Source organism: Acidimicrobiales bacterium (assembly GCA_041394185.1).
Lineage (GTDB): Bacteria > Actinomycetota > Acidimicrobiia > Acidimicrobiales > Poriferisodalaceae > JAAETH01.
Map to the genome: position 1 here is coordinate 74,231 of JAWKIQ010000005.1, position 25,659 is coordinate 99,889.

The 25,659-nt window shown below is 66.1% G+C and carries 19 protein-coding genes; 10 read left to right on the plus strand and 9 right to left on the minus strand.

Annotated elements, in window-relative coordinates:
• Positions 1-36: 36 nt before the first annotated feature.
• Positions 37-615, minus strand: coding sequence for a hypothetical protein (locus R2770_20470; GenBank protein ID MEZ5282840.1), 579 nt, complete (start codon positions 613-615; stop codon positions 37-39).
• Between the two features lie 48 nt (positions 616-663).
• Complete coding sequence (locus tag R2770_20475) at positions 664-2,697, minus strand: elongation factor G (protein MEZ5282841.1); 2,034 nt, start codon at positions 2,695-2,697, stop codon at positions 664-666.
• Positions 2,698-2,923: 226 nt separating this feature from the next.
• Here R2770_20475 and R2770_20480 point away from each other — a divergent pair, with 226 nt between their 5' ends.
• Positions 2,924-4,693, plus strand: a complete 1,770-nt coding sequence (locus R2770_20480) for an ABC transporter ATP-binding protein (GenBank protein ID MEZ5282842.1) — start codon at positions 2,924-2,926, stop codon at positions 4,691-4,693.
• Positions 4,690-6,381: an ABC transporter ATP-binding protein gene (locus R2770_20485; GenBank protein ID MEZ5282843.1), complete on the plus strand. Its 1,692-nt coding sequence runs from the start codon at positions 4,690-4,692 to the stop codon at positions 6,379-6,381. The genes R2770_20480 and R2770_20485 overlap by 4 nt, the downstream gene beginning before the upstream one ends.
• 82 nt (positions 6,382-6,463) lie before the next feature.
• On the opposite strand, the gene R2770_20490 is transcribed toward R2770_20485, so the two are convergent.
• The 3 genes from R2770_20490 to R2770_20500 are packed head-to-tail and all read right to left on the minus strand — an operon-like array spanning position 6,464 to position 10,111.
• On the minus strand, positions 6,464-7,282 hold the full coding sequence (locus R2770_20490) for a xanthine dehydrogenase family protein subunit M (GenBank protein ID MEZ5282844.1): 819 nt from the start codon (positions 7,280-7,282) through the stop codon (positions 6,464-6,466).
• The gene (locus R2770_20495; protein MEZ5282845.1) at positions 7,279-9,648 is read right to left on the minus strand and encodes a xanthine dehydrogenase family protein molybdopterin-binding subunit; all 2,370 of its coding nucleotides are present in this window, start codon (positions 9,646-9,648) and stop codon (positions 7,279-7,281) included. The genes R2770_20490 and R2770_20495 overlap by 4 nt, the downstream gene beginning before the upstream one ends.
• Before the next feature lies 1 nt (position 9,649).
• Entirely contained in the window at positions 9,650-10,111 is a 462-nt protein-coding gene (locus tag R2770_20500; protein MEZ5282846.1) for a (2Fe-2S)-binding protein, read from the minus strand.
• Positions 10,112-10,196: 85 nt separating this feature from the next.
• Between R2770_20500 and R2770_20505 the strand changes: the two genes are divergently transcribed.
• The 3 genes from R2770_20505 (at position 10,197) to R2770_20515 (ending at position 13,387) form a co-directional block, all read left to right on the plus strand.
• The gene (locus R2770_20505; protein ID MEZ5282847.1) at positions 10,197-11,117 is read left to right on the plus strand and encodes a TIGR03564 family F420-dependent LLM class oxidoreductase; all 921 of its coding nucleotides are present in this window, start codon (positions 10,197-10,199) and stop codon (positions 11,115-11,117) included.
• A 30-nt stretch (positions 11,118-11,147) separates the two neighbouring features.
• Entirely contained in the window at positions 11,148-11,858 is a 711-nt protein-coding gene (gene deoD / locus R2770_20510) for a purine-nucleoside phosphorylase (protein ID MEZ5282848.1), read from the plus strand.
• 470 nt (positions 11,859-12,328) lie between these two features.
• Positions 12,329-13,387, plus strand: coding sequence for a GerMN domain-containing protein (locus tag R2770_20515; GenBank protein ID MEZ5282849.1), 1,059 nt, complete (start codon positions 12,329-12,331; stop codon positions 13,385-13,387).
• A gap of 24 nt (positions 13,388-13,411) precedes the next feature.
• Here the strand turns inward: R2770_20515 and R2770_20520 are convergent, their stop codons facing one another.
• From R2770_20520 to R2770_20530, 3 genes are read right to left on the minus strand one after another with little or no spacing between them, the layout of a single operon-like run.
• Complete coding sequence (locus R2770_20520; GenBank protein MEZ5282850.1) at positions 13,412-14,224, minus strand: AAC(3) family N-acetyltransferase; 813 nt, start codon at positions 14,222-14,224, stop codon at positions 13,412-13,414.
• A gap of 9 nt (positions 14,225-14,233) precedes the next feature.
• The gene (locus tag R2770_20525; protein ID MEZ5282851.1) at positions 14,234-15,466 is read right to left on the minus strand and encodes a DUF885 domain-containing protein; all 1,233 of its coding nucleotides are present in this window, start codon (positions 15,464-15,466) and stop codon (positions 14,234-14,236) included.
• Positions 15,405-15,908 carry a DUF885 family protein gene (locus R2770_20530; protein MEZ5282852.1) on the minus strand — a complete coding sequence of 168 codons (504 nt, stop codon included), beginning with the start codon at positions 15,906-15,908 and terminating at the stop codon, positions 15,405-15,407. Before R2770_20530 ends, R2770_20525 begins: the two co-directional genes overlap by 62 nt.
• Before the next feature lie 79 nt (positions 15,909-15,987).
• On the opposite strand from R2770_20530, the gene typA reads away from it, so the two are divergent.
• The 5 genes from typA to R2770_20555 all read left to right on the plus strand — a co-directional run bounded on the left by typA (position 15,988) and on the right by R2770_20555 (position 23,638).
• Positions 15,988-17,820, plus strand: coding sequence for a translational GTPase TypA (typA, locus tag R2770_20535; GenBank protein ID MEZ5282853.1), 1,833 nt, complete (start codon positions 15,988-15,990; stop codon positions 17,818-17,820).
• Positions 17,821-17,854: 34 nt separating this feature from the next.
• The gene (locus R2770_20540; GenBank protein MEZ5282854.1) at positions 17,855-18,697 is read left to right on the plus strand and encodes a TauD/TfdA family dioxygenase; all 843 of its coding nucleotides are present in this window, start codon (positions 17,855-17,857) and stop codon (positions 18,695-18,697) included.
• A 250-nt stretch (positions 18,698-18,947) separates the two neighbouring features.
• Positions 18,948-20,084 carry an acyl-CoA dehydrogenase family protein gene (locus R2770_20545; GenBank protein ID MEZ5282855.1) on the plus strand — a complete coding sequence of 379 codons (1,137 nt, stop codon included), beginning with the start codon at positions 18,948-18,950 and terminating at the stop codon, positions 20,082-20,084.
• 93 nt (positions 20,085-20,177) lie between these two features.
• Entirely contained in the window at positions 20,178-22,187 is a 2,010-nt protein-coding gene (locus R2770_20550; GenBank protein MEZ5282856.1) for a CHAT domain-containing protein, read from the plus strand.
• Positions 22,184-23,638, plus strand: coding sequence for an alpha/beta hydrolase (locus R2770_20555; protein ID MEZ5282857.1), 1,455 nt, complete (start codon positions 22,184-22,186; stop codon positions 23,636-23,638). Before R2770_20550 ends, R2770_20555 begins: the two co-directional genes overlap by 4 nt.
• 18 nt (positions 23,639-23,656) lie before the next feature.
• On the opposite strand, the gene R2770_20560 is transcribed toward R2770_20555, so the two are convergent.
• Positions 23,657-25,648 carry a CHAT domain-containing protein gene (locus R2770_20560; protein ID MEZ5282858.1) on the minus strand — a complete coding sequence of 664 codons (1,992 nt, stop codon included), beginning with the start codon at positions 25,646-25,648 and terminating at the stop codon, positions 23,657-23,659.
• Positions 25,649-25,659: the final 11 nt, after the last annotated feature.

Genomic DNA, 25,659 nt, shown 5'->3' on the forward strand with positions numbered 1-25,659 from the left:
CTCACCGGCACCACCAGAAACCACACGCCAACACCATCACCGTCGATCCTCATGGTCGACGCTGGTACCGGTCGCATAAGCAGCTGCTCGTGGTGCTGCGAGCCGGTCGACGAAATTGCGGCGCACGTGCTCGTAGTACAGCTCGTCTGGCATCGCCGTGGCATAGACGTCGCTGCTGGCCGCTATCTGCTGGTTCCAGTCCAGCAGCCCGCAGACCTTCGCAAGCCACTCCGACAACCACAACGGGTCGGTGCCGTCCACGCAGGCCAACTCGACCCGGCTGTCGAAGCGCGTCGAGCCCGCAGCATCGGGCCAAGCCCAGACGGTAAGGCAGGGCGAAACGGCGGTGTGGTGAACCTCGCCATTTGTGTCGGCAACCGCCACCTCGATGGGAAGGTCTCCACGAGCGTCGACCTCGACGAAGCGCCACTCGGCCACTTCGCCAGTGGTCGACGCAGCGCCCAACCTCATCTGATGGGTGGCTCGGCCTGGCCCTCGGAGGGTGACCGCGTCGCCCAGTGACAGGGTGCCCAGGTCTATTTGATCGTCACCGGTCCAGACCAGACCGGCCAACCTCGGGCGTGCGGCGAGTGTCAACGAGCGCAGCTTCAGCACACCCGCTTTGTCGGCAGCGGACCGGCTCGGCAAAGGAGCCGGCAGTGATCACTGCGTGGCGGCTCGGCTGATCAGTGCTTCGGCCACGGGCTGGTAGCCGTGGTGCGTCATCGAGAAGGCTCCGGTGCCGCCGGTCATCGACCGGAGGTCGATCGCGTAGCGCTGCACCTCCGCGGTGGGCACCACGGCCTGGATCGAAACCATGTCGCCGTCGGGTACAGAACCCATCACCTGTCCTCGCCGCGAGTTCAGGTCGCCGAGCACCTCGCCCTGGTGTTCGCTGGGCACGTCCACCGTCAGCTCGCTGACCGGTTCCAGCACGACGGTCCCGACCGAGTCGATCGCTGCTCGCAACGCCAACGACCCGGCCATCTTGAACGACATCTCCGAAGAGTCGACCGAGTGGTACTTGCCGTCGACACAAACGGCTGCGATGTCGACAAGGGGGAAGCCGTGCTTGCCGCCGCGCCCCATGGCCTCTTCGATGCCGGCGCCGACCGCCGGAATCAGGTTCTTCGGGATCGCCCCGCCGTGGACTTCGCTCTCGAACACGAACCCTGCGCCGCGCTCGAGCGGAGCGAATCGCACGTTTGCCACACCGAACTGGCCGTGGCCGCCGCTCTGTTTCTTGAACTTGCCCTCGACCTCGACGGAACCGGCAAGCGTCTCGCGGTAGGCGACGCTGGTGGGTTCGGTCAGGACCTCCACACCCGCACGCTCGATACGGTCGATGGCCACCTGGATGTGGGTCTCGCCCGCACCCGACAAGGTCGTCTGCCTGGTGGTCGGATCGAACCCGGTGGCCAGGGTGGGGTCTTCGGATTCGAGACGCTTCAGCATCGACGCCAGCCGGTCCTCGTTCGACGGCTGCGCAGCCCTGATCACCACGCTGTAAACGGGGGTCGGAAGTGCAGGCATCGGAGCGATCACAGCCTGCCCGGCGGCCAGAGTGTCGCCGGTTGCGGTGTCGTCGAGCTTGGCGAAGGCGGCGACCTGCCCGGCCGAAACCGACGGGACCGAGCGATGATCCGCACCGTTCAGCACCACCAGCTGGCGGATCCTCTCGGTGCCGCCCGTGCGGGAGTTGACCAGCTCGTCGTTCAACCTGATGGTTCCCGACAGCACCCGCACAAACGACAACGTTCCCAGGAAGTCGTCGACGCGGGTCTTGAACACGAACGCAACCGCGGCCGCCGACGGATCGGCTTCGAGGGCCACAGCATCGTCGCCCGCCTCGGCCAGCACCGGTCCCAGGTCGCCAGGGGCGGGGCCCACCTTGCAGATGATGTCCAGCAGATGGTCGGCGCCGATCGGCCCGGTGGCCGAGCCGCACAACACGGGGAAAACACTGCCGGCATCGAGAGCCTCGTGCAGGAGTTGCTCGAGCTTCTCGGCCGAGGGTTCGTGGCCCTCGAGGTATTCGTTCAGCGACTCGTCGTCGAGCTCGACGACCTCCTCGACCAGGTGCTCGTGCTCTTCGTGTTCCTTTGCGACCAGGTCTTCGGGGATGGGTGCCTTGGCAGCCTTGCCGGTGTCGTACACGAACGCCTCATCGGTGATGAGGTCGGTGATGCCGTGGAAGCTCGACTCTGCGCCGATGGGGTATTCGACAGGGTCGGCGTGGGCGCCGAACGCCTCCCGGATCTCGCCGAGCGTGCGCTCGAACGACGAGCGGGCCCGGTCGAGCTTGTTCACGAACAGCATTCTGGGGATCTTCATCTGCTCGGCGTGACGCCACAGAACCCGATCCTGCGACTGGACCCCGCTGACGCCGTCGATGACGAACACCGCCAGATCGGCGGCGCTGAGTCCCATGAGGGCGTCGCCCTTGTAGTCGGCATGACCTGGCGTGTCGAGGACGTTGACGGTGTAGCCGTTCCATTCGATCTGGGCTGTGGAGAGCGCAAGCGAGTGCCCGTGCGACTTCTCGTCGACGTCGTAGTCGCCCACGGTGCTGCCGTCCTCGACGCGTCCGAGGCGATTGATCAATCCGGCCCTCAGCAGCATTGCTTCCAGCAGGCTCGTCTTTCCGTTGCCGGAATGGCCAACCAGAACGACGTTGCGGACCTTGTCGACACTCATGTGTCCCCTACCTTCTCCCCGGGGGTTCGTTCACCGATTGAAACCCTCGCGGCGCCGTGTGCGAAGGGCCGAAAGACCCCTCCACCGCCCCGTGCCGAAGTGTCTGTCCCTGGCGCCCCTAGCGGGGCGCCGGGACAGGGCACTTGGACCGGATCGGGGCCGCACTTGGCTCGTGAACAGCGAAAATGGCCAAAGACGAAACGAGGCTGCCACTTACTCTGACGTCATGGCCAGAAGACGAGGAGCCGAGGCGGACCTTCTCGCCGAAACGATCAGGCCCGAGCGCCTCGGCTTCCTGGTCGTGGCCGTGGTGCTGACGGCCATGCTGGCGATACGCCTGGCGCTGCCACTGATGCTGGCACGATTCGTCGACCTGGCAATCGAGCGCGCAGATGCTTCATCGCTGGTGTCTCTGGCGTCGCTGTACGTGGTTCTGGCGCTGGTGGCCCAGGCTCTGTTGATGGTGGTCACCTGGCGCTCGGTCCATCTGTCGTGGCGCGCCGGCAACCGCCTCCGAAAACGGCTCGCCGATCACTCGGCACATCTCGACATGGCGTGGCACTCGCGACACAGCCCGGGCCTTCTGATCGAGCGGATCGACGGCGACGTCACTGCGATGGTCACGTTCTTCACCAACGTGCTGGTTCAGGTGGTCGGCAACGCCGTACTGACCGTGGCGATGCTGGTGGTGGCGTTCTCGATCGACCTGCGGGCGGGCCTGGTGCTGACCCTGACCACCGTGTCGGGCGCTTACCTGTTGTTCCGCCTCCGCTTGGCCGCCGTGCCGGCACGTGAAGCCGAACGCGAGGTCAACGCACGGCTGTACGGAGACCTCGAGGAGCGCCTCGGCGGGCTCGAGGATCTGAGGGCCAACGGCGCGGGCGAGTACGCAGTCGGCAGGCTCATGTCGCATTCTGCAATGTCGTGGCGGGCGGCACGGCGAGCGTCGCTGCTCGGCGACGGGGCATACGCCGCCGCGGCAATCACGTTCGGCGTCGGCTCGGCTGCAACCCTGGTCGTGGGCTTCGCCCTCGAACGCAACGGCCTGGTCACCGTCGGGCAGGTTGTGGCGCTGTATCGCTACAGCGAGCTGATGCGCATGCCACTCGAGCTCATCGCGGAGCAGTTGAAGGAGTTCCAGAAAGCCTTCGCCGGGGCCCGTCGAGCCAACCAGATACTGAATACTCGCAGCGCGCTCGACGACGGCCCCCTGGGCCACGACGCTGTGGGCGAGGGCGCAGCCGAAGTCCGCTTCGACGGTGTCACCTTCGCCTACGAGTCATCTGAGGACCCGGTGTTGCGCGACCTCGACCTGGTGATTCCCGCCGGCACCCACCTGGGCGTGGTGGGGCGTTCGGGATCGGGCAAAACCACACTCGGACGGCTGTTGCTGCGGCTGTGGGAAACGACCCGAGGGTCGGTCTCGATCGCGGGCATCGACGTGCGCCGATTCGAGAGATCGGCATTGCGTAGGCACGTTGCCGTGGTGACCCAAGACGTCGACGTGTTGCGCGCGTCGGTGCGCGACAACCTGACACTCCTGGGCTCGAGGCCGGCCGACGACGCCACCCTGGAGTCGATCCTGAACCGGGTGGGCCTCGACCGGTGGCTGGCCGCACTGCCAGACGGTCTCGACACCAAGCTCGACGGGCCCTCGGGGTTGTCGGCCGGCGAGGCTCAACTGCTGGCCTTCGCTCGCGCATTCCTGACCGACCCATCGGTTGTGCTGCTCGACGAAGCATCGAGCCGCCTCGACCCAGAGACCGAGCGCCACATCGCCCAGGCCACCGCCGAGTTGTTGGCCGGGCGCACCGCCATCGTCATCGCCCACCGGCTCGACACGCTCGAGCACATGGACCACATCGCGGTCCTGTCCGAAGGGCGCCTGGTCGAGTGGGGTCAACGCCAAGCCTTGGCCGACGACCCGACATCGACCTATTCGCGCCTCAGGCAGATGGCAGCGGGTGGCATCGATGTCGACGAGGCCCTCACATGACGGGCACGGCCGGCAATGACGAATCACAGATCAGCACTCTCGCCTTTTGTTGGCGGATACTGCGCGCCGATCCCCTGTCGTACGCGTTCGGCTGGGTCGGATGGGTCATGTTCTTCATCGCCCCGCTGGTCACCGGCTGGCTGGTCAAACAGATAATCGACCAACTCAGTGCCGGCCTGGTGTCGGTGCCATGGGCCCTGGTTGCCGGTGTGATTGTGGTGGAGGCCGGCCGTTGGCTGTTGCTGGTGGCAGCTGCGGTGCAATGGCACGGCATGTGGGTCGGGTGGCAGACACTGCCCCGGGTCAACCTGTTCCGTTCGCTGGTGACCGGTGGCGGGCCGGTTTCCAAGCGCCTGCCCGGCTCGCCAGGCGAGGCGGTCAGCCGGTTCCGCGACGATGTACAGGACGTTGCGATGGTGCTCGACGTGTCGCTCGATGTTTCCGGAGCCGTCGTGTCCTCGCTGATCGCGGTGGTCGTCATGGCCAGCATCAGCGGTTGGGCGGCGGTGGCCGTGGCCATTCCGGTGGCGATAGCCATGGCCATCGCTACCGCGATGGGTCCCAAGCTCAAGGAGTGGCGTCAGGCCGAGCGCGGGGCCACCGCGTCGGTCACCAGCTTCATCGGAGATACCTTCGGTGCGATCCTGGCCGTAAAGACGGCCGGGGCCGAGCAGGCGGTGTCGCAGAGGTTCGGCGACCTGAACGACCGCCGTGCGTCGGTGGCGCTGCGCGACACGGTCGGCGCAGAGTTCGTGCGGTCGCTCGGCCTCGGAACCGGCGAGGTCGCTGTCGGCGCGGTGTTGATAGCCGTGGCGTCGGCGGCAACGGCCGGCGATCTCTCGGCGGGCGACCTGGCGCTGTTCGTCGGCTACGTGACCACAATCGCAAACCTGTCCCGCTGGGCCGGCCGCGTATCCACCTATTACCGCCAAGCCGAGGTGTCGGTCGACCGTCTGGCCGAGCTGTCCCACGACCGAACCCGGCCGCCGGTTGTCATCAAGACAGCCACCAACCTGCGTCACGGTCCCCCACCTCTGGTTCACGGACGGCCCGAGGTAGAGCCACTGGAAGTGTTGAGCGTCGACCGGCTGTCGGCAGTGCACGACGCCGAGTCGGGGCGAGTCGTGCCGCCCGTCAGCTTCGAGATCCGCACCGGCGAACTGGTTGTCGTCAGCGGGCCCGTCGGTTCGGGCAAGTCGATGCTGCTGCGAGCCGTGCTCGGCCTCGTCGAGTCGACGGGATCGGTCTACTGGAACGGCGAGGCGATAGACCCCGCGACCTTCCTGGTGCCGCCCCGCACGGCCTATCTGCCCCAGGTTCCGCGACTGTTCAGCGAGGCACTGGCCGACACCGTCTTGCTGGGTATGCCAGACGACGAACTCGACCAGGCGCTGTGGACAGCGTGCATGGAGTCAGACGTCGCGTCGATGGGCGATGGGGTCGACACCGTCGTGGGGCCGCGCGGCATGCGTTTGTCGGGCGGACAAGCTCAACGCACCGCCGCGGCCAGGGCGCTGGTGCGCCGTCCCCAGCTGCTGATCGTCGACGACATGTCCAGCGCACTCGACGTCGAAACCGAGCTGATGTTGTGGCAGCGGTTACGCAGTACCTATCGCCCGGCGATGTTGATGGTCAGCCACCGTCCCGCGGTGGTCGAGATGGCCGACACGATTGTCGAACTCGGCTGACGAGCCGGCCTCAGCACCCGATTCACCCCGAGGCGCCCTGTCGCAGCGCCCCGATAGGGGCGCTGCAGACAGACACTTCGGATCAGGAGGAGGAGGCGGCGGATAGGGCCCGCTCGGTGAGGATGCGAGCCAGGTGCTCGCGATAGTCGGGGTCGGCGTTGAGGTCTGAGGGGGCCGATGTGCCTTCGGCTGCAAGCGCCGCAGCCTCCGAGATCGACGCCCCCGATGCCAGGGCCTGTTCGACGGCCGAGGCCCGCAGCGGAGTCGAGCCCATGTTGACCAGAGCGACGCCCTTGCCACCCTCGGCGACCGCAACCCCGACGATGGCCCAGTCTTGGGCCCGACGGTTGAACTTCTGATAGTTCCAACCGCCTGTCGAAACCGGCACCTTCACCTCGGTGATCATCTCGTCGGCGGCCAACACCGACTCGAAATACCCGGTGAAGAAGTCGGTTGCCGCGATCTCTCGCGAGCCCCCGGGGGCGGTTGCCACGATGGTGCCGCCCAGGGCCAGAACCGCTGCCGGCAGGTCAGACGCGGGGTCGGAGTGGGCCAAGGTGCCACCCAGCGTGCCCTTGTGCCGAACCTGAGGGTCGCCGACCTTCGACGCGACATGGGCCAGCATCGGGCACGCCTGTCGAAGCGCCGCCGAGTGCTCGAGCTCGGTGTGGCGCGTGAGGGCACCGATGCTGATGGTGTCAGAACCCACGTTGATATAACGCAGATCGTCGAGGCGACCTACGTCGACCACCATCGTGGGCGTGGCCAACCTGAACTTCATCATCGGAATCAGGCTGTGACCGCCTGCCATCAGCTTGGCTTCGTCGCCGTGCTCGCCCAGCAGCGAGATGGCGTGTTCGGCCGATTCGGCCACTGCATAGTCGAATGCTGCGGGGATCATGCCGAAGCTCCTTGGTTGGCTGAGTTGATCATTCGCCACAACCGCTGCGGTGTGGCCGGCATCTCGATGTCCTTGATGCCGTAGGGCGACAGTGCGTCGACGATGGCGTTGATTGCAGCTGCGGCCGAGCCGATGGTGCCGGCCTCGCCGACACCCTTGACGCCGAGGGGGTTCGACGTCGACGCGGTGACGGTCGAGTCGAGTTTCATCGACGGAACCTCGGCCGGCGAAGGCACCAGGTAGTCCATGAACGACGGGTTCAGCGGATTGCCGTGCTCGTCGTAGTTGGCCTGCTCCCACAGTGCCTGGGCCACACCTTGGACGATGCCGCCGTGCACCTGACCTTCGACGATCAGCGGGTTGACCTGGTTGCCGCAGTCGTCGACTGCGATGTAGTCGACCAGTTCGACGCCGCCGGTGACCGTGTCGACCTCGACCACGGCAACGTGGGTGCCGAACGGGAACGCAAAGTTGGGCGGGTCGAAGCTGACCTGCTCTTGCAGGTTGGGCTCCATGCCATCTGGTAGGTCGTGGGCAGAGAAGGCGGCGAAACCGACCGACTGGATGGGCGTTGCGGTCTCGGGCGAACCGGCCACCATCAGGTTGCCGTCCTCGAGCACGATGTCTTCGGGGCTGGCCTCGAGCTGGTGGGCGACGATGGCCTTGGCCTTGGCGATCACCTTGTCGGTTGCCATGGCTATGGCCACACCGCCGACCGCCAACGAGCGCGACCCGTATGTGTCGAGACCCAGCGGGCTGATCGATGTGTCGGAGTGCAACACGTGAACGTCGGCCGGGTCGATGCCCATCTTGTCTGCGACCAGCATCGACCACGAGGTCTCGTGTCCCTGGCCGTGCGGAGTTGAGCCCGACACGACCTCGACCTTGCCGGTTGGCAGCATGCGCACAGTGGCATGCTCCCAACCGCCTGCTGCGTAGTTGAGACCACCGAGTGCCCGGCTGGGAGCCAGACCGCAGATCTCGACATAGGTGCACATGCCGATGCCGAGCTGCTTGGTGTCGCCTGCTTCGCGACGGCGGGCCTGCTCTTCACGCAGCTGGGTGATCTGCGCCAACTCGAGAGCCCGTTCGAGGTTGGGACCGTAGTGGCCAGAGTCGAAGACCAGGCCAGAGGGGCACTCCCAGTTCTCGAAGAACTCGCCGCCGCCGGCGAAGTTGCGCCTGCGGATCTCGTCTGGCGAGATTCCCACCTCGGCCGCCAACATGTCCATGCCGCGCTCGATGGCGTAGCTGGCCTCGGGCCTGCCCGCCCCGCGGTAGGCGTCGGTTGGTGTGAGGTTGGTGAAGTAGCCATCGCACACGAAGCTGAAGTTCGGGCACGCGTACACACCGGTGTAAAGGAACGAGCCCAGCAGCGGGGTGCCGGGCGTGATGAGCTGCATGTAGGCGCCCATGTCGGCCTCGATGTGCACCTTGACCGCGGTGAGCTTGCCGTCGGCGTCGGAGCCGATCTCGATGTGCTGAACCTGGCCGCGACCCTGCGTGGTCGACAGTGCTGCCTCGCTGCGGCTCTCGGTCCAACGCACCGGACGCTTCAATCGGTTGGCCAAGGCGACGGCCAGTATCTCGTCGGCGTTGATGTTGAGCTTGGCGCCGAACCCGCCGCCCACCGATGGGGCCACGATGCGAACGTTGTGCTCGGGTATGCCGGTGGTTGCGGCCACCATCACCTTCAAGATGTGTGGCACCTGGGTCGCCGAGTACAACGTGATGTCGCCGCCATAGGGTGACGGCACGGCCAACACACCGCGCGGCTCCATGGCCGAGGGGATCAGACGCTGTTGGACGAAGCGAGCCGACACCCGGTGGGCCGACGCGTCGAGAGCGGCCTGGGTGGCGTCTGGGTCGGGGTCGAGAGCCCACGTGTATGCCTTGTTGGTGCCCAAATCTGGGTGGGCCAGGGCCTCGCCGGCCACGGCTGCCTCGACGGTGGCCACGGCGGGCAACTCGTCGTATTCGACCACCACGTGTTCGACCGCATCGGCCGCGGCGTAGCGAGAGTTGGCCAGCACCACGGCGACGATGTCGCCTACATAGCGGGCGTTCTCGATCGCCACCGGGAAGTGCGGCGGGTTCAACATGTCGGCGGTGACAGGCCATGCACACGGCAGCGGAGCCAGCCAATAACCCTCCGACAGATCGGCGCCGGTGTATGCACCGACCACACCGGGCTGTTCCAGTGCGCCGCTGACATCGATGGACGCTATGCGGGCGTTGGCCACCGTCGATCGCACCATGCCCATCCACAGCTCGCCAGGGGCGTGGATGTCGTCGACGTATTTGGCCTCGCCTGTCAACAGCTTGGGATCTTCCTTGCGGAGCATCCGCGTTCCCATTACCGCCATGTCAGCTCCCCTCAGCTGCGGCCAGAACGGCCTTCACGATGTTGTGGTAGCCGGTGCAGCGACACAGGTTGCCCTCGAGCCCTTCGCGCACCTCGGCCTCGGTCGGGTTTGGGTTCTCGTCGAGCAACGATGTGGCCGCCATGACCATGCCCGGGGTGCAGTAACCGCACTGAAGGCCATGGTTCTCCATGAAGGCCTGCTGCATTGGGTGAAGGGTTCCGTCTGGCGAAGCCATCCCCTCGATGGTGGTGATCGAGGCCCCGTTGGCCTGCACCGCCAGCATGGTGCAACTCTTCACCGACTGGCCATCGACGTGCACGGTGCAGGCACCACACGACGAGGTGTCGCATCCGATGTTGGTGCCGGTCAATCCCACCGAATCTCGGATGTGATGCACCAACAGTGTCCTGGGTTCGACGTCGCCGCTGTGGACGACGCCGTTTATGGTCATCTCGATCTGCATTGATCTCCCCGGGGTGCTCGCAGCTACGAATCCGAACCTACACGCGTGACCTAGGTCACGCACGCAGTTAGGCCATGATTCACCCATGACTTCTTCAACCGTCAGATGGGGCTACGGAGCCGGTACGGCCGTCACCAGCGTTCAGCAGGCTCTCGCCGAGGCCTTGTGGGCCGAGGCGGCAGGATTCGACTCGTTCTGGATCTCGCAGATGTCGGGCGTCGACCCCATCGTGGCGTGTGCAGCGATAGGCGAACGCGCAGCCGGTTTGACCGAAATGGGCACGTCGGTAGTGCCCCTGACCGGGCGGCACCCGTTGGCCCTGGCGGCGTCGGCGGCCACCGCGGCGTCGGCCACGGGCAACCGGTTCACCCTGGGCATCGGGCCATCGCACAAGATCGTGGCAGAAGGCATGTACGGCGAGAGCTTCGACCGGCCCTTCGCCCGCACCGCCGAGTTCGTGCACTGCCTGAACGCCCTGTTCGAGACCGGCTCGGTCCAGCACGGCGGCGATCACATCGTCGCCAACGGGACACTCACGGTCGAGGCCGACCCGCCGCCCCTGTTGCTGGCAGCGCTGGGCCCACGAATGCTTGCCTTCGCCGGAGCGCACGCCGCGGGCACCAGCGTCGGCCAGTGCGGCCCCAAGACCATCGCGTCACACATCGCGCCGCTGATACGCGAAGCTGCGGCCGAGGCCGGCCGGCCCGATCCGCGCATCGTGGCCCTGGTCAACATCTGCGTCACCTCCGATCGAGATGGGGCCATCGAAGCCGCCAGGCCCGGATCGGCCATGTACGGATCGCTGCCCTCGTACCGACGAATGCTCGACATCGAGGGCGTCGACGACGCCGTAGACCTGGTGCTGATCGGGTCACCCGACGAGGTCGGCGACCGGCTGGGCCAATACGTCGAATCTGGCGCCACCGATCTGCGAGTGGGTATAGCGACGCAAGACCCCCAAGACCGAGCGGCCACGAAGTCCTTCCTCGAGAGCTTCGTCGCCTAGCGACCGCGCCAGTTGTGACAGGCTGTCGCCATGGCAACTCCACACATTCGCGCCGAGGCCGGCGACTATGCCGAGGTCGTCTTGATGCCCGGAGACCCGCTGCGGGCCAAGTTCATCGCCGACACCTACCTGGACGACGTTCGACAGGTCAACGACGTTCGCAACATGCTGGGCTTCACCGGAACGTACGAGGGCAAACCGGTGTCGGTTCAGGGCTCGGGCATGGGCGTGCCCTCGTTGTCGATCTATGCAACCGAGCTGATTCGCGAGTTCGGCGTAAAGAAGATCGTGCGGGTCGGCTCCTGCGGAGCCATCGTCGACGGCCTGGACCTGGGCGACGTCGTGTTCGGCATGGCGGCGGGCACCGACTCGATCGTCAACCGGGCCAGGGTGCAGGGGCGCGACTTCGCCGCCGCTGCCGACTGGAACCTGCTGCGCTCGTGTGTCGAGTCGGCCGAGGCCAGGGGCATCAGCGCCAAGGTCGGCCGGCTGTTCACCAGCGACTTCTTCTATGACCCCGCGGGCGACTCGACGTTCGACATGCTGGCGCGGTGGGGGTTCATGGCCGTCGAGATGGAGGCCGCGGGCCTTTACGGCGTCGCCATCGAGAACGGGGCCGCGGCGCTGGCCGTGTGCACCGTCAGCGACCACATCATGCGCGGCGAGCACATGTCGATAGACGACCGCGAACGCAGCTTCGACGACATGATCCGCGCTGTACTTTCCGGCGCTCTCGACTAGCGGACGCGCTGTACTTTCCGGCGCTCTCCACTAGCGGACGCGCTGTACTTTCCGGCGCTCTCCACTAGCGGACGCGCTGTACTTTCCGGCGCTCTCGACTAGCGGACGCGCTGTACTTTCCGGCGCTCTCGACTAGCGGACGCGCTGTACTTTCCGGCGCTCTCGACTAGCGGGACGCGCTGTACTTTCCGGCGCTCTCGACTAGCGGGCGCGCTGTACTTTCCGGCGCTCTCGACTAGCGGACGCGCTGTACTTTCCGGCGCTCTCGACTAGCGGACGCGCTGTACTCTCCGGCGCTCTCGACTAGCGGACGCGCTGTACTTTCCGGCGCTCTCGACTAGCGGACGCGCTGTACTCTCCGGCGCTCTCGACTAGCGGACGCGCTGTACTTTCCGGCGCTCTCGACTAGCGGACGCGCTGTGTTGGGCGGTGCTCTGACCTGAGCCGACGGTGGGCGTATTGTTCGCGACATGAGGAATCTCGTCGCTGTCGTCGCCCTCCTGGTGGTATTGGCGGCGTGCTCTGACACCGACTCGGTGGTCACCGTCGATTCGACCTCGACCACCATCGAGACGACAACCACCCAACCCAGCTCGACCACTTCCGCCGCGACGTCATCCACCGATGGCGCCGACAGCACGACCACCCTGGTCGACCCCACCGACACGGTCCCCCTCGACGGTGGCGCCGTGGCCGTCTACTTCACAACCGGCGACGGTGCCGACTGCTCGACAGTCGAGGAATGGGCCAGACCCGAGCTGGCCGAGATGACCGCCCTGGAGGCCGCCTTGACCCACCTGGTCGCGGGCCCCACCCCAGACGAGATCGCCGAGGGCGCCGGGTCGAACTTCTCGGCCGCCACCGCCGATTCGTTGGTCAGGGTCACCCATGACGAGAGCGGCTATGTGGTCGTCGACCTAACCGACCATGGTGGCTGGGTTTCGCTGTCTTCTGCCAGTTGCTCGTCGGCCGCCCTGCTGGCGCAGCTGAACGCGACCGTGTTCCAGTTCGGCGACGTCGACCGTGTCCGCTACGAACTCGACGGCAGCTGCGAGCGCATGTTCAATGTTCTGCAGAGCGAATGCACCGAGTTCGACCGTTCGGGGTCGATCAGCCTGGCACTCGCCGAACGGGCCGATGGGCGCGGCTGCGCGCCGGGCGAAGGGCCGCTCGGCGACGGGCGCTGGTTCGGATTCGTCGCGGACGGGTCGTCCGACCAGGCCATCAACTTCGACTTGGCGTGCTGGTTCACCGGCGCCGCCGCCGTTCAGGCCAGCGCCGAAGACGGCGAAGAGTCGCCGCCACCCAACGACTACTACGTCCGCAACAGCGTCAGCACGATTCGGGTGATGAACCCGGGACCCGGGGCCACCGCACTGTGGTATCCGTCGGGCGACCCCACCGAGTTCAACGAAACCGACATCGCCACGTGGCTCGAATGGCGCTCAACCCAGGAGTTTCAGCTGGGCGTGTGGATCGACACCGCCGACGGGCAGATCATCCGCATCGTCGAGCAGTGGGTGCCGTAGCCGTAGCCGTCGCGCTGGGTGCGGTCAGCGGCGGTTCGCGCTGATCCACCCGACGCCGAAGTCGACGATGTCGCGCTGGCGCATCAGCAGCGCGGTGGCCTGACCTACGCGCCCCTCGATCTGACGCCCGGTCGCAGCGAACGCGTCGCCTATGGCGTCGAAGTCGGACTCATCGGGCCGCAGCTCGTCGAAGTCGACCCATGTCGCCACACCGTCGACCATGACCTTCGCGCAGTCGGCGCTGAGCGACTTCGAGGGCCACTCCGCTCGCGTTTCGGCCAGGTGAAGTGAAGTGTTGTTACCGTGACCGACCCCCAGCAACAGCACCGTTGCATCGAGCTCGTACATGCGCGCCAAGGGCGATGACTCGCCGAATTGATTCGTCAACGGGTGTTCTGAACACACCTGGTGTGCCCTGGGCCCGCACGCGGCGAACGACACCGTCGGATGCGGGCTGCGAACCACACCTGCGACATGGCGGAAGACCTCGACGATCTGCCCCATGGCCCTGGTGGGGGTCAGCGCAGGGTCGAACACGGGCATGTTGGCCCTGACCTCGTCGACCCATTCGTCGGGGATGGGCGGATTCGACCACAAGGCCGGATCGGTCAGCTGCCCGGTCTGGGTGGGCATCACGATGGTGCCTTCTGGCCCCACCACGTCCAGCAGCGCCTGCACCACGGTCTGGGCTCCGCCGACGACCCAGCCCAACGACGACAGTGACGAGTGAACCATCAGCACCGACCCGACTCGAACACCGAGGGCCGACAGGTCGGCCACCAACGAGGTTCGGGTTATCGGGCCAGGCGATGACGCAACGGCGTCGGCCTCGGTCATCTGGCGCACCTACATGACCTGGCGAACCAGGTCGCGGGTCAAGTCGAGGCCGACCGAACCTATCGACAACAGTTCGTTGTGAAAGCGCGGCAGGTCGTCGGCACCGTTCTTGGCCACCCACTCGTCGCGCAGGTCCAAGATGACCTGCTCGCCGACCCGATACGAGATCGCCTGCCCGGGCCAGCCCAGATAACGCACCATCTCGGACTCGGACATGTGCCTGGTCTGGTGTGCGACCTTCATCATCATCTCGACACCGAGCTCGTAGCTCCAGGTCTGGCCGGCGCCGACGGGCGAACCATCGGGGATGGTCAGCTCGAGGTGGCAGCCGATGTCGATGACGATCCGGCACGCCCTCAGCGTCTGGGACATGATCAATCCGACCTCGTACTCGGGCTTGTCGAGGTAGCCCAGCTCGCCCATCAGCCGCTCGGCGTAGAGCGCCCACCCCTCGCCGGACCCCGGGTGCCAGATCGACATGCGATGGAACCGCGACAACTGGTCACCGAGAGCCAACGCGGTGCCGGCCTGTAGGTGATGGCCGGGGAAGCCTTCGTGGTACGCGGTGGTGACCTCCTCGAAGAGCGGGAAGGTCGTGCGCCCCTCCATCGGGTACCAGACCCGTCCGGGTCGCGAGAAGTCTTCCGAGGGCGCCGAATAGTGCGGAGCCGCGGCCCCGCCGGGCGGGGCAGCCTTGACCTCGAGGGTGCGGATGCGCGGGTCCACGACGAAGTGGGTGCCGTCGAGTTCGCTGAGGGCCTGCTCTTGGCGTTGCTGCATCAGCGCCAGGAACTCCTGAGCGTCGGCCGCACACATCGACGGGTCGGTGCCCAGACGCTCGAGGACCTGGTCGACGGTTGCGTCGGGGTCTATGCGGGCGCACGCGGCACGAAGGTCTTCGCCGAGGCGCGCCAGCTCTTCCCACCCCCATTCGTAGGTGGCGATCGGATCGATATCGGCGCCCAACCAGATGCGGGTAGCGGCGACGTAGGCGTCGTGTCCCACTGCGTCGCGGGGGTTGGCGGCGGGCAGCAGGTGAGCCTCGAGCCAGTCGGTGGCTTGGGCGTAGGCGTGCTTGGCGCTTTCGATCGCGGCCACCACACGGGGGCGCAGTGGGGCCAGATCGCTGTCGTCGGCAACTGCCTCGCCGAAGGTGTCGAGCATCGGCCCGAACGACGAATCAGGGCCCGCAGCCTGCCGTCCCTGTTCGATGGCGATCTCGACCTGGCGGCGGGCGGGCACCTCGCCAGTCTCGATGCCCGCGTTCAACGATCGAGATAGCCGCCCAGCGCCTTGTCCATGGTCTCGAGGGAGTGCAGATCGCTTCCCAGTCGGCGACGCTAGAGGTTGGTGCCTGGGAGAACACTTCGCGTATGTACTGCCACGGCGACACGATGTTGTTGAGGTCTCGCACACTCCAGCGCCGGTCGATGTCGGCCAGGCGCACGTCGCACTCGTCGACCAGGACTCGCTGTGCCAGTGTGCCGAAGCGACCATCGGCGGTTGCGTCGAGGGCGTCGGTTCGCAGGGCCTGCCAGAAGTCGCGGACGGCGGCCGTTCCCGCGGGCGAGAAGTCGGTCCACTCTGAGGCGTTCGCGTAGTCGCCCTCGAAGGTCGATAGGACCGGGTCGAGTTCGTGCAAGCGGTCGAGCGCTAGAGAACTGACTTCGAAGATGTCTGCCACCGCAACAGCATAAGGCAAGGCCCAGCGGCACTATTCGAACCTACGCCGGTAGAGTTGCCTGTTCCGCCCGGAGGCAGTTTTGAGCATTAGAGAAGACCTTCGCAATGTCGCGATCGTCGCCCACGTAGACCACGGAAAGACCACCCTCGTCGATGCCATGTTGTGGCAGTCGGGTGCCTTTCGCGAAAACGCCGACATCAACGAACGGGTCATGGACTCGATGGATCTCGAGCGTGAGAAGGGCATCACGATCCTGGCCAAGAACACGGCCATCCGCTTGGGCGACCACAAGATCAACATCATGGACACGCCGGGGCACGCCGACTTCGGCGGCGAGGTCGAGCGGGCGCTGACAATGGTCGACGGCATCGTCTTGCTGGTCGATGCCAGCGAGGGTCCGCTCCCCCAGACCCGCTTCGTGCTTCGCAAAGCGCTGGCCCTCAACCTGCCCGTGGTGCTGGTGATCAACAAGATCGACCGTCCCGATGCGCGCATCAAGGAAGTCATCGACGACACCTACGAACTGTTCCTCGACCTCGACGCCCACGAGGATCAGATCGACTTCCCCATCATCTACACCAACGCCAAGGCGGGTACCGCCACCCTCGACCTCGACGAACCGGGCACCGACCTGCGTCCGCTCTTCGACACCCTGCTGAGCACGGTGCCGGCGCCCCGTTTCGATCCAGACCACCCGTTGCAGGCGTGGGTCACCAACCTCGACGCGTCGCCATACGTCGGCCGCATCGCCTTGTGCCGGGTTCAGCACGGCAGGATTCGGCGGGGCCAGCAGGTTGCGTGGTGCCGGGCCGATGGGACGGTGCAGAACGCCAAGATCGGCAGCCTGTACGTGACCGAGAACCTCGACCGGGTCGAGGTCGAGGAGGCCGGTCCCGGCGAGATCATCGCGGTGTCTGGCATCGAGGAGGTCACCATCGGCGAGACCCTTGCCGACCCAGCAGACCCTCGACCGATGCCGGTCATAGCGGTCGACGAACCCACCCTGTCGGTCACCATCGGCGTCAACACATCACCGCTGGCGGGCAAGGACGGCGACAAGCTGACCGCCCGCCTGGTCAAGGCCAGGCTCGAAAAGGAGCTGGTCGGCAACGTCTCGTTGCGGGTGTTCCCGACCGACCGGCCCGACGCGTGGGAGGTACAGGGCCGAGGCGAGCTTCAGCTGGCGATTCTGGTCGAGATGATGCGCCGTGAGGGGTTCGAGCTGACCGTCGGAAAGCCGTTGGTGGTCACCAAGGAGATCAACGGCACCCTGCACGAGCCGACCGAGCGCCTCACCATCGACGTTCCCGAAGAACACGTCGGTGCGGTCACGCAGTTGCTGGGCGAGCGCAAGGCCCGCATGGAGAACATGACCAACCACGGCACCGGCTGGGTTCGTCTCGACTATGTGGTCGCAGCCCGCGGGCTGATCGGCTTCCGCACCGAGTTCCTCACCGAAACCCGTGGCACCGGCCTGTTGCACCACGTGTTCGAGGGCTATGAGCCCTGGATGGGCGAGCTTCGCACCCGCGTCGTGTGCAGCATCGATGCCGACCGCACCGGCCCGATCACTCCCTACGCGGTCACCCAGCTGCAGGAGCGCATGGCGTTCTTCGTCGGCCCTGGCACCGACGTGTACGAGGGCATGATCGTGGGCGAGAACCCGCGCAACGAAGACATGGACGTCAACGTGTGCCGCGAGAAGAAGCTCACCAACATCCGCACCCAGTCGAGCGACGACACAGTGCGCCTGACCCCGCCTCGCAAGCTGACCCTCGAGCAAGCGCTCGAGTTCATCGCTGCCGACGAATGTGTCGAGGTCACCCCCAACTTCGTGCGCCTGCGCAAGACGGTGCTGAACGCCGGCGAGCGGGCCCGAACCCTGAAGCGCCTCAAGCACGAGCGCAGCTAGGTACCAGGTGCTGGGCACCGGGTACGGTGTCGCCATGCGGATCGAAGCGTGCGAAGCCACGCTGGGGGCGACCGTCACCGATGTATCGCTGGCGGCACTCAGCAACCGGGAATGGCAGGCCATCGAGCAGGCGTTCCTGGACCATGCGGTGCTGATCTTTCCCGGCCAACACCTGAGCTCTGACGATCAGGTCGACTTCGCCAAGCGATTCGGCCCGATCGAACACCTGGCCGCCGGACGCGAGATCGTTCCCATCAGCAACGTCGAACCCGATGGTTCGATGCGCGGGCCCGACCATCCGGTCATGCACACCCTGCTGGGCAACGAGGGCTGGCACACCGACAGCACATACCAGCCGGTGTCGTCGCTGGGAGCGGTGCTGCAGGCCATCGAGGTCCCTGCTGAGGGTGGCGAGACCGAGTGGGCCGACATGCGAGCCGCCTACGAGGCGCTCGACTCAGACACCCGCACCCGCATCGCCGACCTGGCCGCCCACCACTCGATCCGCTATTCGCAGCGCCGGGCCGGGTTTGGTGGCGAGTATTCAGGCGCCTACGGATACGAGGTAGACGCCGCTCCACTTCGCCCACTGGTCAAGACCCATCCGGTTACCGGCCGACCTGCCCTGTTCACCGGACGCCACGCCCACGACATCCCGGGGATGGATCCGGCCGACAGCGAGCGACTTCTTGATGCTCTGCTAGACGAGGCGTGCCAGGCACCACGGGTGATCTCGCACCGCTGGAAGCCCGGCGACGTGGTGCTGTGGGACAACCGCTGCGTGCTGCACCGGGCCCGCCCTTACGACATCACCCAACGCCGGGTGATGAAACACGTTCGCATCGCAGGCGACCCCGCCACAGAGTCGGGTATCTAGGCGCGCCCACGGGTCTCGACCGCCGATTCTGGGTCCCCTTCCGAATCTGGGGTGCGATTTCGACCAGCGGTGACCCACATCTGACCCCAGATTCGAAGTGACGCTCCCCTTCCCGATCTGGGGTGCGAATTCGACCACCCGTGACCCACATCTGACCCCAGATTCGGAGTGGGTGCGGGGCGAGGATGCCGAGACCCCGGATGGGCCGCAGTAACTTGAGTTGCGGTTCGAAAGAGGAGTGCCCCAAACCATGTCGATCTTCGAAGAAGAGCACGATCTGTTCCGACAGAGCTTCCGCAGCTTCCTGAACGACCGCATCGTGCCTCGTATCGACGAGTTCGAGAAGGCCCAGATCATGGACCGCACCCTGTTCGCAGAGGCCGGCAGCCACGGCTTTCTGGGCATGGCGATCCCCGAGCAGTACGGCGGCGGCGGTGTCGACGACTTCAGGTTCAACGCCATCATCGACGAGGAGTTGGCGTACGCCCAGGCCGGTGCGGGGCCCGGTGGTTTCACGCTGCACAACGACATCACCACGCCGTATTTCGTCGAATACTGCACCGACGAGCAGGCGGCCAGGTGGTTGCCCGGCATCGCATCGGGCGAGCTGATCACCGCCATCGCCATGACCGAACCCGGCACCGGGTCGGATCTGGCGTCGATCGCAACCACCGCCGTTCGAGACGGCGACGAATACATCGTCAATGGGGCCAAGACCTTCATCACCAACGGCATCAACAGCGACCTGGTGATCACCGTGTGCCGCACGGGCGAGGGTCGGGGCGGTCTGTCGCTGCTGGTCCTGGAGCGGGGTATGCCGGGGTTCGAGCGGGGCCGCAACCTCGACAAGATCGGCCAGCACTCGGGCGACACCGCCGAACTGTTCTTCGACGATGTGAGGGTTCCGGCGGCGAACCTGCTGGGTGAGGAGGGCAAGGCGCTCGAGTATCTCCAGTTCAATCTGGCCCAGGAGCGCCTTTCGATTGGTGTCAGCGGCCTGGCCACCGCCGAGGCGGCACTGGGTTGGACGGTCGACTATGTGAAGGAACGCCAGGCGTTCGGGCAGGCGATCGCCGGCTTCCAGAACACCAAGTTCGTGCTGGCCGAGGTGTCGACCGAGATCGCCGTCACCCGGCCGTTCATCGAACAGTCGATCACCAAGTTGAACGAGGGCACGTTGAGCCCGGCCGACGCGGCCAGGGCCAAGCTGTGGGCGTCGGAGTTGCAGGGCCGCGTGGTCGACAGGTGCTTGCAGTTGTTCGGCGGGTACGGCTACATGAACGAGTACCCGATCGGTCGGGCATATGCCGATGCCCGAATCGCCCGCATTTATGGGGGTACCTCGGAGATCATGAAGACCATAATTTCCAAAGACGTGCTCGGCTGAGCACGGACCAGACAAAACAGACGTGCTCGGCTGAGCACGGACCAGACAAAACAGACGTGCTCGGCTGAGCACGGTTCGGGGCAGGGGGTAACCATGCTCGACGCGTCGATCGTTGCGGTGAGTCCGAGGTCTCTGACAGGCGACGTTGCCCGCTGGATCGACGAGATCGCTGCTCGCCTGATCGCCATCAAAGAGCCGACTCCGGGCGGGGCGCGTTGGTGTGTGCTCGAGCGAAGCGTGGTTAGCCAAGCGGTGCGGACTGCCCCGGCCGGCACCTCCGTTGCCGATGCGCTCGGCCTGGCGGGCATGCCCTCGGTTGCGATCACAGGCCCCAACACCTTGTTCACCGAAGCTCCCCCGCAGGGTCTGCTGTTCGTGGAGGGCAGGCGAATATTGGGTTATCTGGCCGCGGGCGAGCCTGTGCCCGAGCCTTTGATGGCCCGCCGCCTGCCTGGCTCGAACATCGGCGGTTCGGCCGTGAGCGTGGGTGCAAGGCGGGGTGCACCGGCTGCGGACGACCCAGAAACAGGGCTGTATCCGTTCACCGATGGGCCCGCGAGCGTGCAGCCGGACACCGCATTCGTGGTCGAGGTAGGTGTTTCCGTTTACGCCGACGACGCCACAGGTGCCCGGCTGGATTTGGCAACCGAGGGTTCGGTAGAGCTCGAGATCCTGGTGATGTCTGACGAGTTCAGCGCCAAGGGCGGTGCCAGGCACACGCTCGTGTTCGACCCTGCCACCGAGCCCGTTTCCATCGTCTGTGTCGAGATGGTGACCAACCCTGCCAGGTCGGAAGTGCCCCACGCCTGGGCCGAGTCGACCGGCGAGATCGACTTCCTGTTCCTGCACGATGGACTTCCGGTGGGTCGAGTGCGTCACCGCGTTTCGGTCGATGTCGGCGGCGATGAGACGTTGACCATGGACTCAGGAAGCTGGCTGGGCGCAGAGGCGCCTCCGTGCTCGATGTCGATCGCGTCGACCCTGCCAGAGCCCGACCTGACCATCATCATCACCGCGTCGGCAGAGGTAGGAACTGGCAGGTTCGTGGCGTGCCTTAGATCGCGTCACCTCGAGGCCGGGTCGGTCACCGCCGGCATAGATCTGGGGTCGGATGCCGCCGCTTTCGCCGAGGTGATCATGAAGACGATCCCTTCTCAGGACGGCGAGGTCTTCATCGACGAAACCATCGCCGGCATCTCCAAGGTAATCGCCCGCACGGTCGACGATCCGCAGTTCTGGACGAGCGTTTCGGCGTGCCTGTCTGCGGCGCAGGCCCAGCGTGGCGAGGCCCCCAGCGTGCTGTTGTTGACGTCCGAGTCGTTCGTTCCGTGGGAGCTCGCCGACATCGGCGCAACCCCAGTCGCCCCCGACGCTCCCCCGCTGCTGGCGGCCCAAGCACGGGTCGGTCGGTGGATTCTGGACGACGTCCACTGCACCCCGATGGCTGATCAGTTGACGGTTGACATCGACCGCATTGCGACTGTGGTGGGCGAGTATCAGCCCACCTCGGGTCTGGCCCGCCTGCCTCTGGCCGAGGAAGAAGGCCAGTACCTGCGCGACCAGCTGGGTGCGACCTACGTCAGCGCCACGGCCGACGAGGTCGACATCGTGTTGGGCGCCCGGCTTCGCGACCCGTTTCAGATTCTGCACTTCGCCTGCCACGGCAATGTGACTCCGCTGGGCATGAACGCGCTGTACATGAACAACGGCAAGGAGTTGCTGCACTTCGCGATCGAGGCCTCGGCTGCGGGCCGCGAATATCGTCCGCTGGTGTTCTTGAACGCATGCCGGGTCGGTGCGGGCCAGTCGCAGCTGAACCAGTACGGGGGCTTCGCGGGATCGTTTCTGCGGGCCGGCTACAGCGGGTTCATCGGGCCGCTGTGGGCGGTGGACGACACGGTTGCCCACGAGGTGGCCACCGACTTCTACTCCGGACTTGCCAGCGAGAACAGGCCCGCCGAGATACTGCGCACAATCCGCACCCGATTCGTCGCCACCGACGAGGTCCAGGCGCCACCCTCGACCTACCTCGCATACGTCTTCTACGGGCACCCCGACCTTGCGTTGAACGGTGTCAGGTCCACCAGCGGAGCACAGCAGTGACGACCCGATTGGACGGTGGCCACCAGCAGCTGGATCTGGGCCCCAAGTACCGCCTGCGCGCGCCCGGTTTCGTCGGCACAGCCGAGGTCCATGCCGCAGGGTCAACCGTCAGGTCATCGGCGCCGGCGGCGTTTCCCGCAACCTTGGCCGCTGCCCTGGATAACGAGTCGATCACCGAACTCGATTCGATCGTGCTGAGCCTGGCCACCGAGGCTTCGCCGGCCATGTCGACGTCTCGCCTGCGCAGCAGCAGCGGCGAGGCGGCAGTCGAACTGGAGATGAACGACCTGGGCCCTGATGTTGGCCAGGTCGTGCTGGCCGTCGACGACAGCGGCGTCGCCACCTGGCATTACCCCGACCCGGGCTCGCCGACCGGCACGCAGCGCTTTGTGCTGAGGTCGCCCGACCCGACGGTCCCCGAACCGGGCGCCACGACCCGAGGAATCCTCGGCGTGGGCATGCGACTGGTGAGGACGTTTGTCTATTCGGTGTCCGACCCGGTGGTGGGGGCCCTGGGGGCCAAGTCGGCCGGGCTGTGGGAGCGGGCGCGCCGGCCCTATCGGCTCAGGCCCTTCACGCCCGAGAACCATTCGACCAACACCGATGCCGAGCTGTCTTCGGACGATCTGCGCCGGCTGGGTTCGGGCCGGGCACTGCTGTTCGTTCATGGCACCTTCAGCCAGGCCCACTCGGGTTTCGGCACCATTGATCCCGCGTTGCTGGCCCGGCTTCACCAGGTCTACGAGGGTCGGGTGTTTGCGTTCGATCACCCGACGATGTCGGTCGACCCAATAGCGAACGCTGCCGCCCTGTTCGAGCGCCTACCAGGCGATGTCGGCTACGACCTGGACATCGTCGCCCACAGCCGAGGCGGGCTGTTGGGGCGGGTGTTGTGCGGCGAGCATCCAGGATTCGACGCCAACCGGTCGAGGGTTGCGGTCGGCAAGCTGGTGATGGCGGGCACCCCCAACCGAGGCACCGACATCGTCACCCCCGATCACCTGCCCAACCTGCTGGACCGCTACACCACGCTGTTGACCCTGATGCCGTTGGGACCCCTGGGCGAGGCGATCGATGCCGTGCTGGCCGTTGTGAAGATGCTGGGACACGGCATCCTGGACGGGCTCGACGGACTGTCGTCGATGGACCCGAAGGGCCAGTTCATCAGGGGATTTGGCAGGGCCGAATTGCCCGAGTCGACGTATTACGCGCTGGCTGCCAACTATCGGCCCGAGTCTGCGGGGCTCGCCGCATGGCTACGCAACGAGGCTCTCGACTCGGTGTTCGGGGGCGAGCCCAACGACATGGTGGTGCCGGCTCCCAGCGTCGAGGCGGCTCCGCTGGACGTAGCCAATCGCTTCCGCTTCGAGTTCGACGAAGGGGTGCACCACAGCGGCTACTTCTCGGCGCCGCGCACCACCGAACTGCTCGCACAGATCCTCACCGGCTGAGTAGCCAGAAACACGCGATCACGGGGGCGGCAGCAGGCACTCGTCGCTGGTCTTGCACTGCACCACGATCGAGATGCCGATTCCGAGGTCGTCTCGCACGGGGACGCAAGGATCTCCGCGGGTTATCGGCGTACCAGCAGGCGGGTTCTGAGAGATGACTGCGTCGGGCGGGAGCCCGCTGAGCGGGTCCCAGCTGCTGAAGACGGTGACCTGCTCGCTTCCGCAGGCCGCCACCAGTGCAGCGATGGCCGCGTCTGCGTTGACCATGCCGACCAGGGTGGGCATCTGGGCGGTCTGTGGTTGCTTGGGGCACCAGCCCAATCCGACGCGATCCTCTTCTGCGCTGCAGTATTCGGGGTCGGAGTAGAAGATCGTGATGGTCTGCGAGAAGCCCTGCGGCGAGCAGTAGCCGTCGAGCAGCTCGATGACCGAGCCTGCGGCCGGGATCTGGTGGATGATCGTCCCGTCGGCGACCGGGTTGTTGGGATCCCATGCCGGCTCGGGGAACAAGATGTCGCTGCCGCACGCCAGGCCGAGCTTGGTGGCGGCAGCTTGTATCGAGTCGAGACCTATCAACCCCGGCATCTCGTACGATCCGCCAACCACGAACTCGGGCTCGGCAGCAGTGGTGGTGGTTGACGACGTGCTGGTTGACGACGCGGTGGTTGAGGAGGTGCTAGGTGACGCTGTGGTGGTTGTCGCCGAGGTCGTGGTCGACGAGGAGCTGGTGGTCGTCGTCGGCGGGCCGTCATCGCCCGAAAGAGCGGCGAACAAAACCCAGCCGGCAACGGCTGCTGCAAACACGACTGCCATTTGAACGACGCGACGAGACCACAGGGGTGGCGTGCCGGGGTGTTCGCGTTCGTAGCGCTCGTCTTGTTCGGTGGTGTCGGCCGCAGCAGCTGGCTCTGGGACGGTGTCGTCCAGAACCTCGAACAACTGACCCGTGGGCGAACGCATGAACAGCACTGGGGTTGCCCACTCGGTTGCGTTGCCCCCCGAGTACAGCGAGATTCGTGCCGACGTGACGGCTTCGTCGATGGGCTCGCCCGAGCTCATCGACCTGTACAACTCGCGGGCGAAGTCGACAGCTGCGGCGTCGGAGATCTCGAACTGCATGGCGATGGCCGCGGGCAGGCCCCGCTGGATGAGACCCTGGGCCAGGCCCGAGAACGGGTCGGTCGACGAGCTCCGCGCTCCCTCACATGCGTTGAGAATCGCCAACTGCAGGGGGCGGTGGTTGCTCATCAACACCGCCAACTCGTCAGAGTTGACCGCCCTGGGTTCGCCCAATTCGGTTTCGAACAACAAAGCGCCCCGGCCCTCGGCCCGCTCGAAGTCGCCATGCCCGATGAAATGGAACACGTGATACTGGCCCTGCTGAAGGGCGCCCTGCAGGGCCTCCAGCGTGGCGGTCTCGGACCTGACCAGCTCGATGCGCCCCTGGCTGCGCAGTTCGGTCGTGGCCTCTAGCAGCCTGGCCCACTCGGCTTCGGTGTCGAGCGCCTCGAACCCCGAAGGGCTCGACACCACGACCAGTGCGCGCAGCGGAGCCGTGACGCTGATGGGCTTCGGCGGGTGGGGAAGCTCGAGGTAGCGCACCACAGGCGAAGCTGTCGACAGCGCCAGGAAGCTGCCGGCACGGCGGTCGTGCAAGTACTCCCATGGCACGTCGGCCAGGTCTGGGGCCTCGGCCAGCCGCAGACGCAAGCGCAGACCCGATCCAGACGCTGCCACCGTGTTGAGCGACGCCCTGAACATGCCCCGCATCTCGCCGTCGAACAAGGTTTCGAACAGTTCGCTGCCGAACGACTCGGCGCGCACCGCCCGCTCGACTCCGTCGGCGTCGTTTCGGCTCATGTCGACGATGAACGACTCGAGCGCCAACTCCGAGAAGGGCAGCTCGAACGTATGCGAGTACTCGCCAACGGGCGACGCGATAACCCGCGCCGTGTATCCCTGCGACCGCGTGCCACTGACGTGCACATCGAATGTCTCGTAGTTGGTCATGAGCCCCCGGC

Coding starts and splice junctions, on each gene's coding strand:
- R2770_20475 (MEZ5282841.1), bottom strand. CDS start 2,697: ATGAGTGTCGACAAGGTCCGCAACGTCGTTCTGGTTGGCCATTCCGGC.
- R2770_20480 (MEZ5282842.1), top strand. CDS start 2,924: ATGGCCAGAAGACGAGGAGCCGAGGCGGACCTTCTCGCCGAAACGATC.
- R2770_20485 (MEZ5282843.1), top strand. CDS start 4,690: ATGACGGGCACGGCCGGCAATGACGAATCACAGATCAGCACTCTCGCC.
- R2770_20490 (MEZ5282844.1), bottom strand. CDS start 7,282: ATGATCCCCGCAGCATTCGACTATGCAGTGGCCGAATCGGCCGAACAC.
- R2770_20495 (MEZ5282845.1), bottom strand. CDS start 9,648: ATGGCGGTAATGGGAACGCGGATGCTCCGCAAGGAAGATCCCAAGCTG.
- R2770_20500 (MEZ5282846.1), bottom strand. CDS start 10,111: ATGCAGATCGAGATGACCATAAACGGCGTCGTCCACAGCGGCGACGTC.
- R2770_20505 (MEZ5282847.1), top strand. CDS start 10,197: ATGACTTCTTCAACCGTCAGATGGGGCTACGGAGCCGGTACGGCCGTC.
- deoD (MEZ5282848.1), top strand. CDS start 11,148: ATGGCAACTCCACACATTCGCGCCGAGGCCGGCGACTATGCCGAGGTC.
- R2770_20515 (MEZ5282849.1), top strand. CDS start 12,329: ATGAGGAATCTCGTCGCTGTCGTCGCCCTCCTGGTGGTATTGGCGGCG.
- R2770_20520 (MEZ5282850.1), bottom strand. CDS start 14,224: ATGACCGAGGCCGACGCCGTTGCGTCATCGCCTGGCCCGATAACCCGA.
- R2770_20540 (MEZ5282854.1), top strand. CDS start 17,855: ATGCGGATCGAAGCGTGCGAAGCCACGCTGGGGGCGACCGTCACCGAT.
- R2770_20545 (MEZ5282855.1), top strand. CDS start 18,948: ATGTCGATCTTCGAAGAAGAGCACGATCTGTTCCGACAGAGCTTCCGC.
- R2770_20550 (MEZ5282856.1), top strand. CDS start 20,178: ATGCTCGACGCGTCGATCGTTGCGGTGAGTCCGAGGTCTCTGACAGGC.
- R2770_20560 (MEZ5282858.1), bottom strand. CDS start 25,648: ATGACCAACTACGAGACATTCGATGTGCACGTCAGTGGCACGCGGTCG.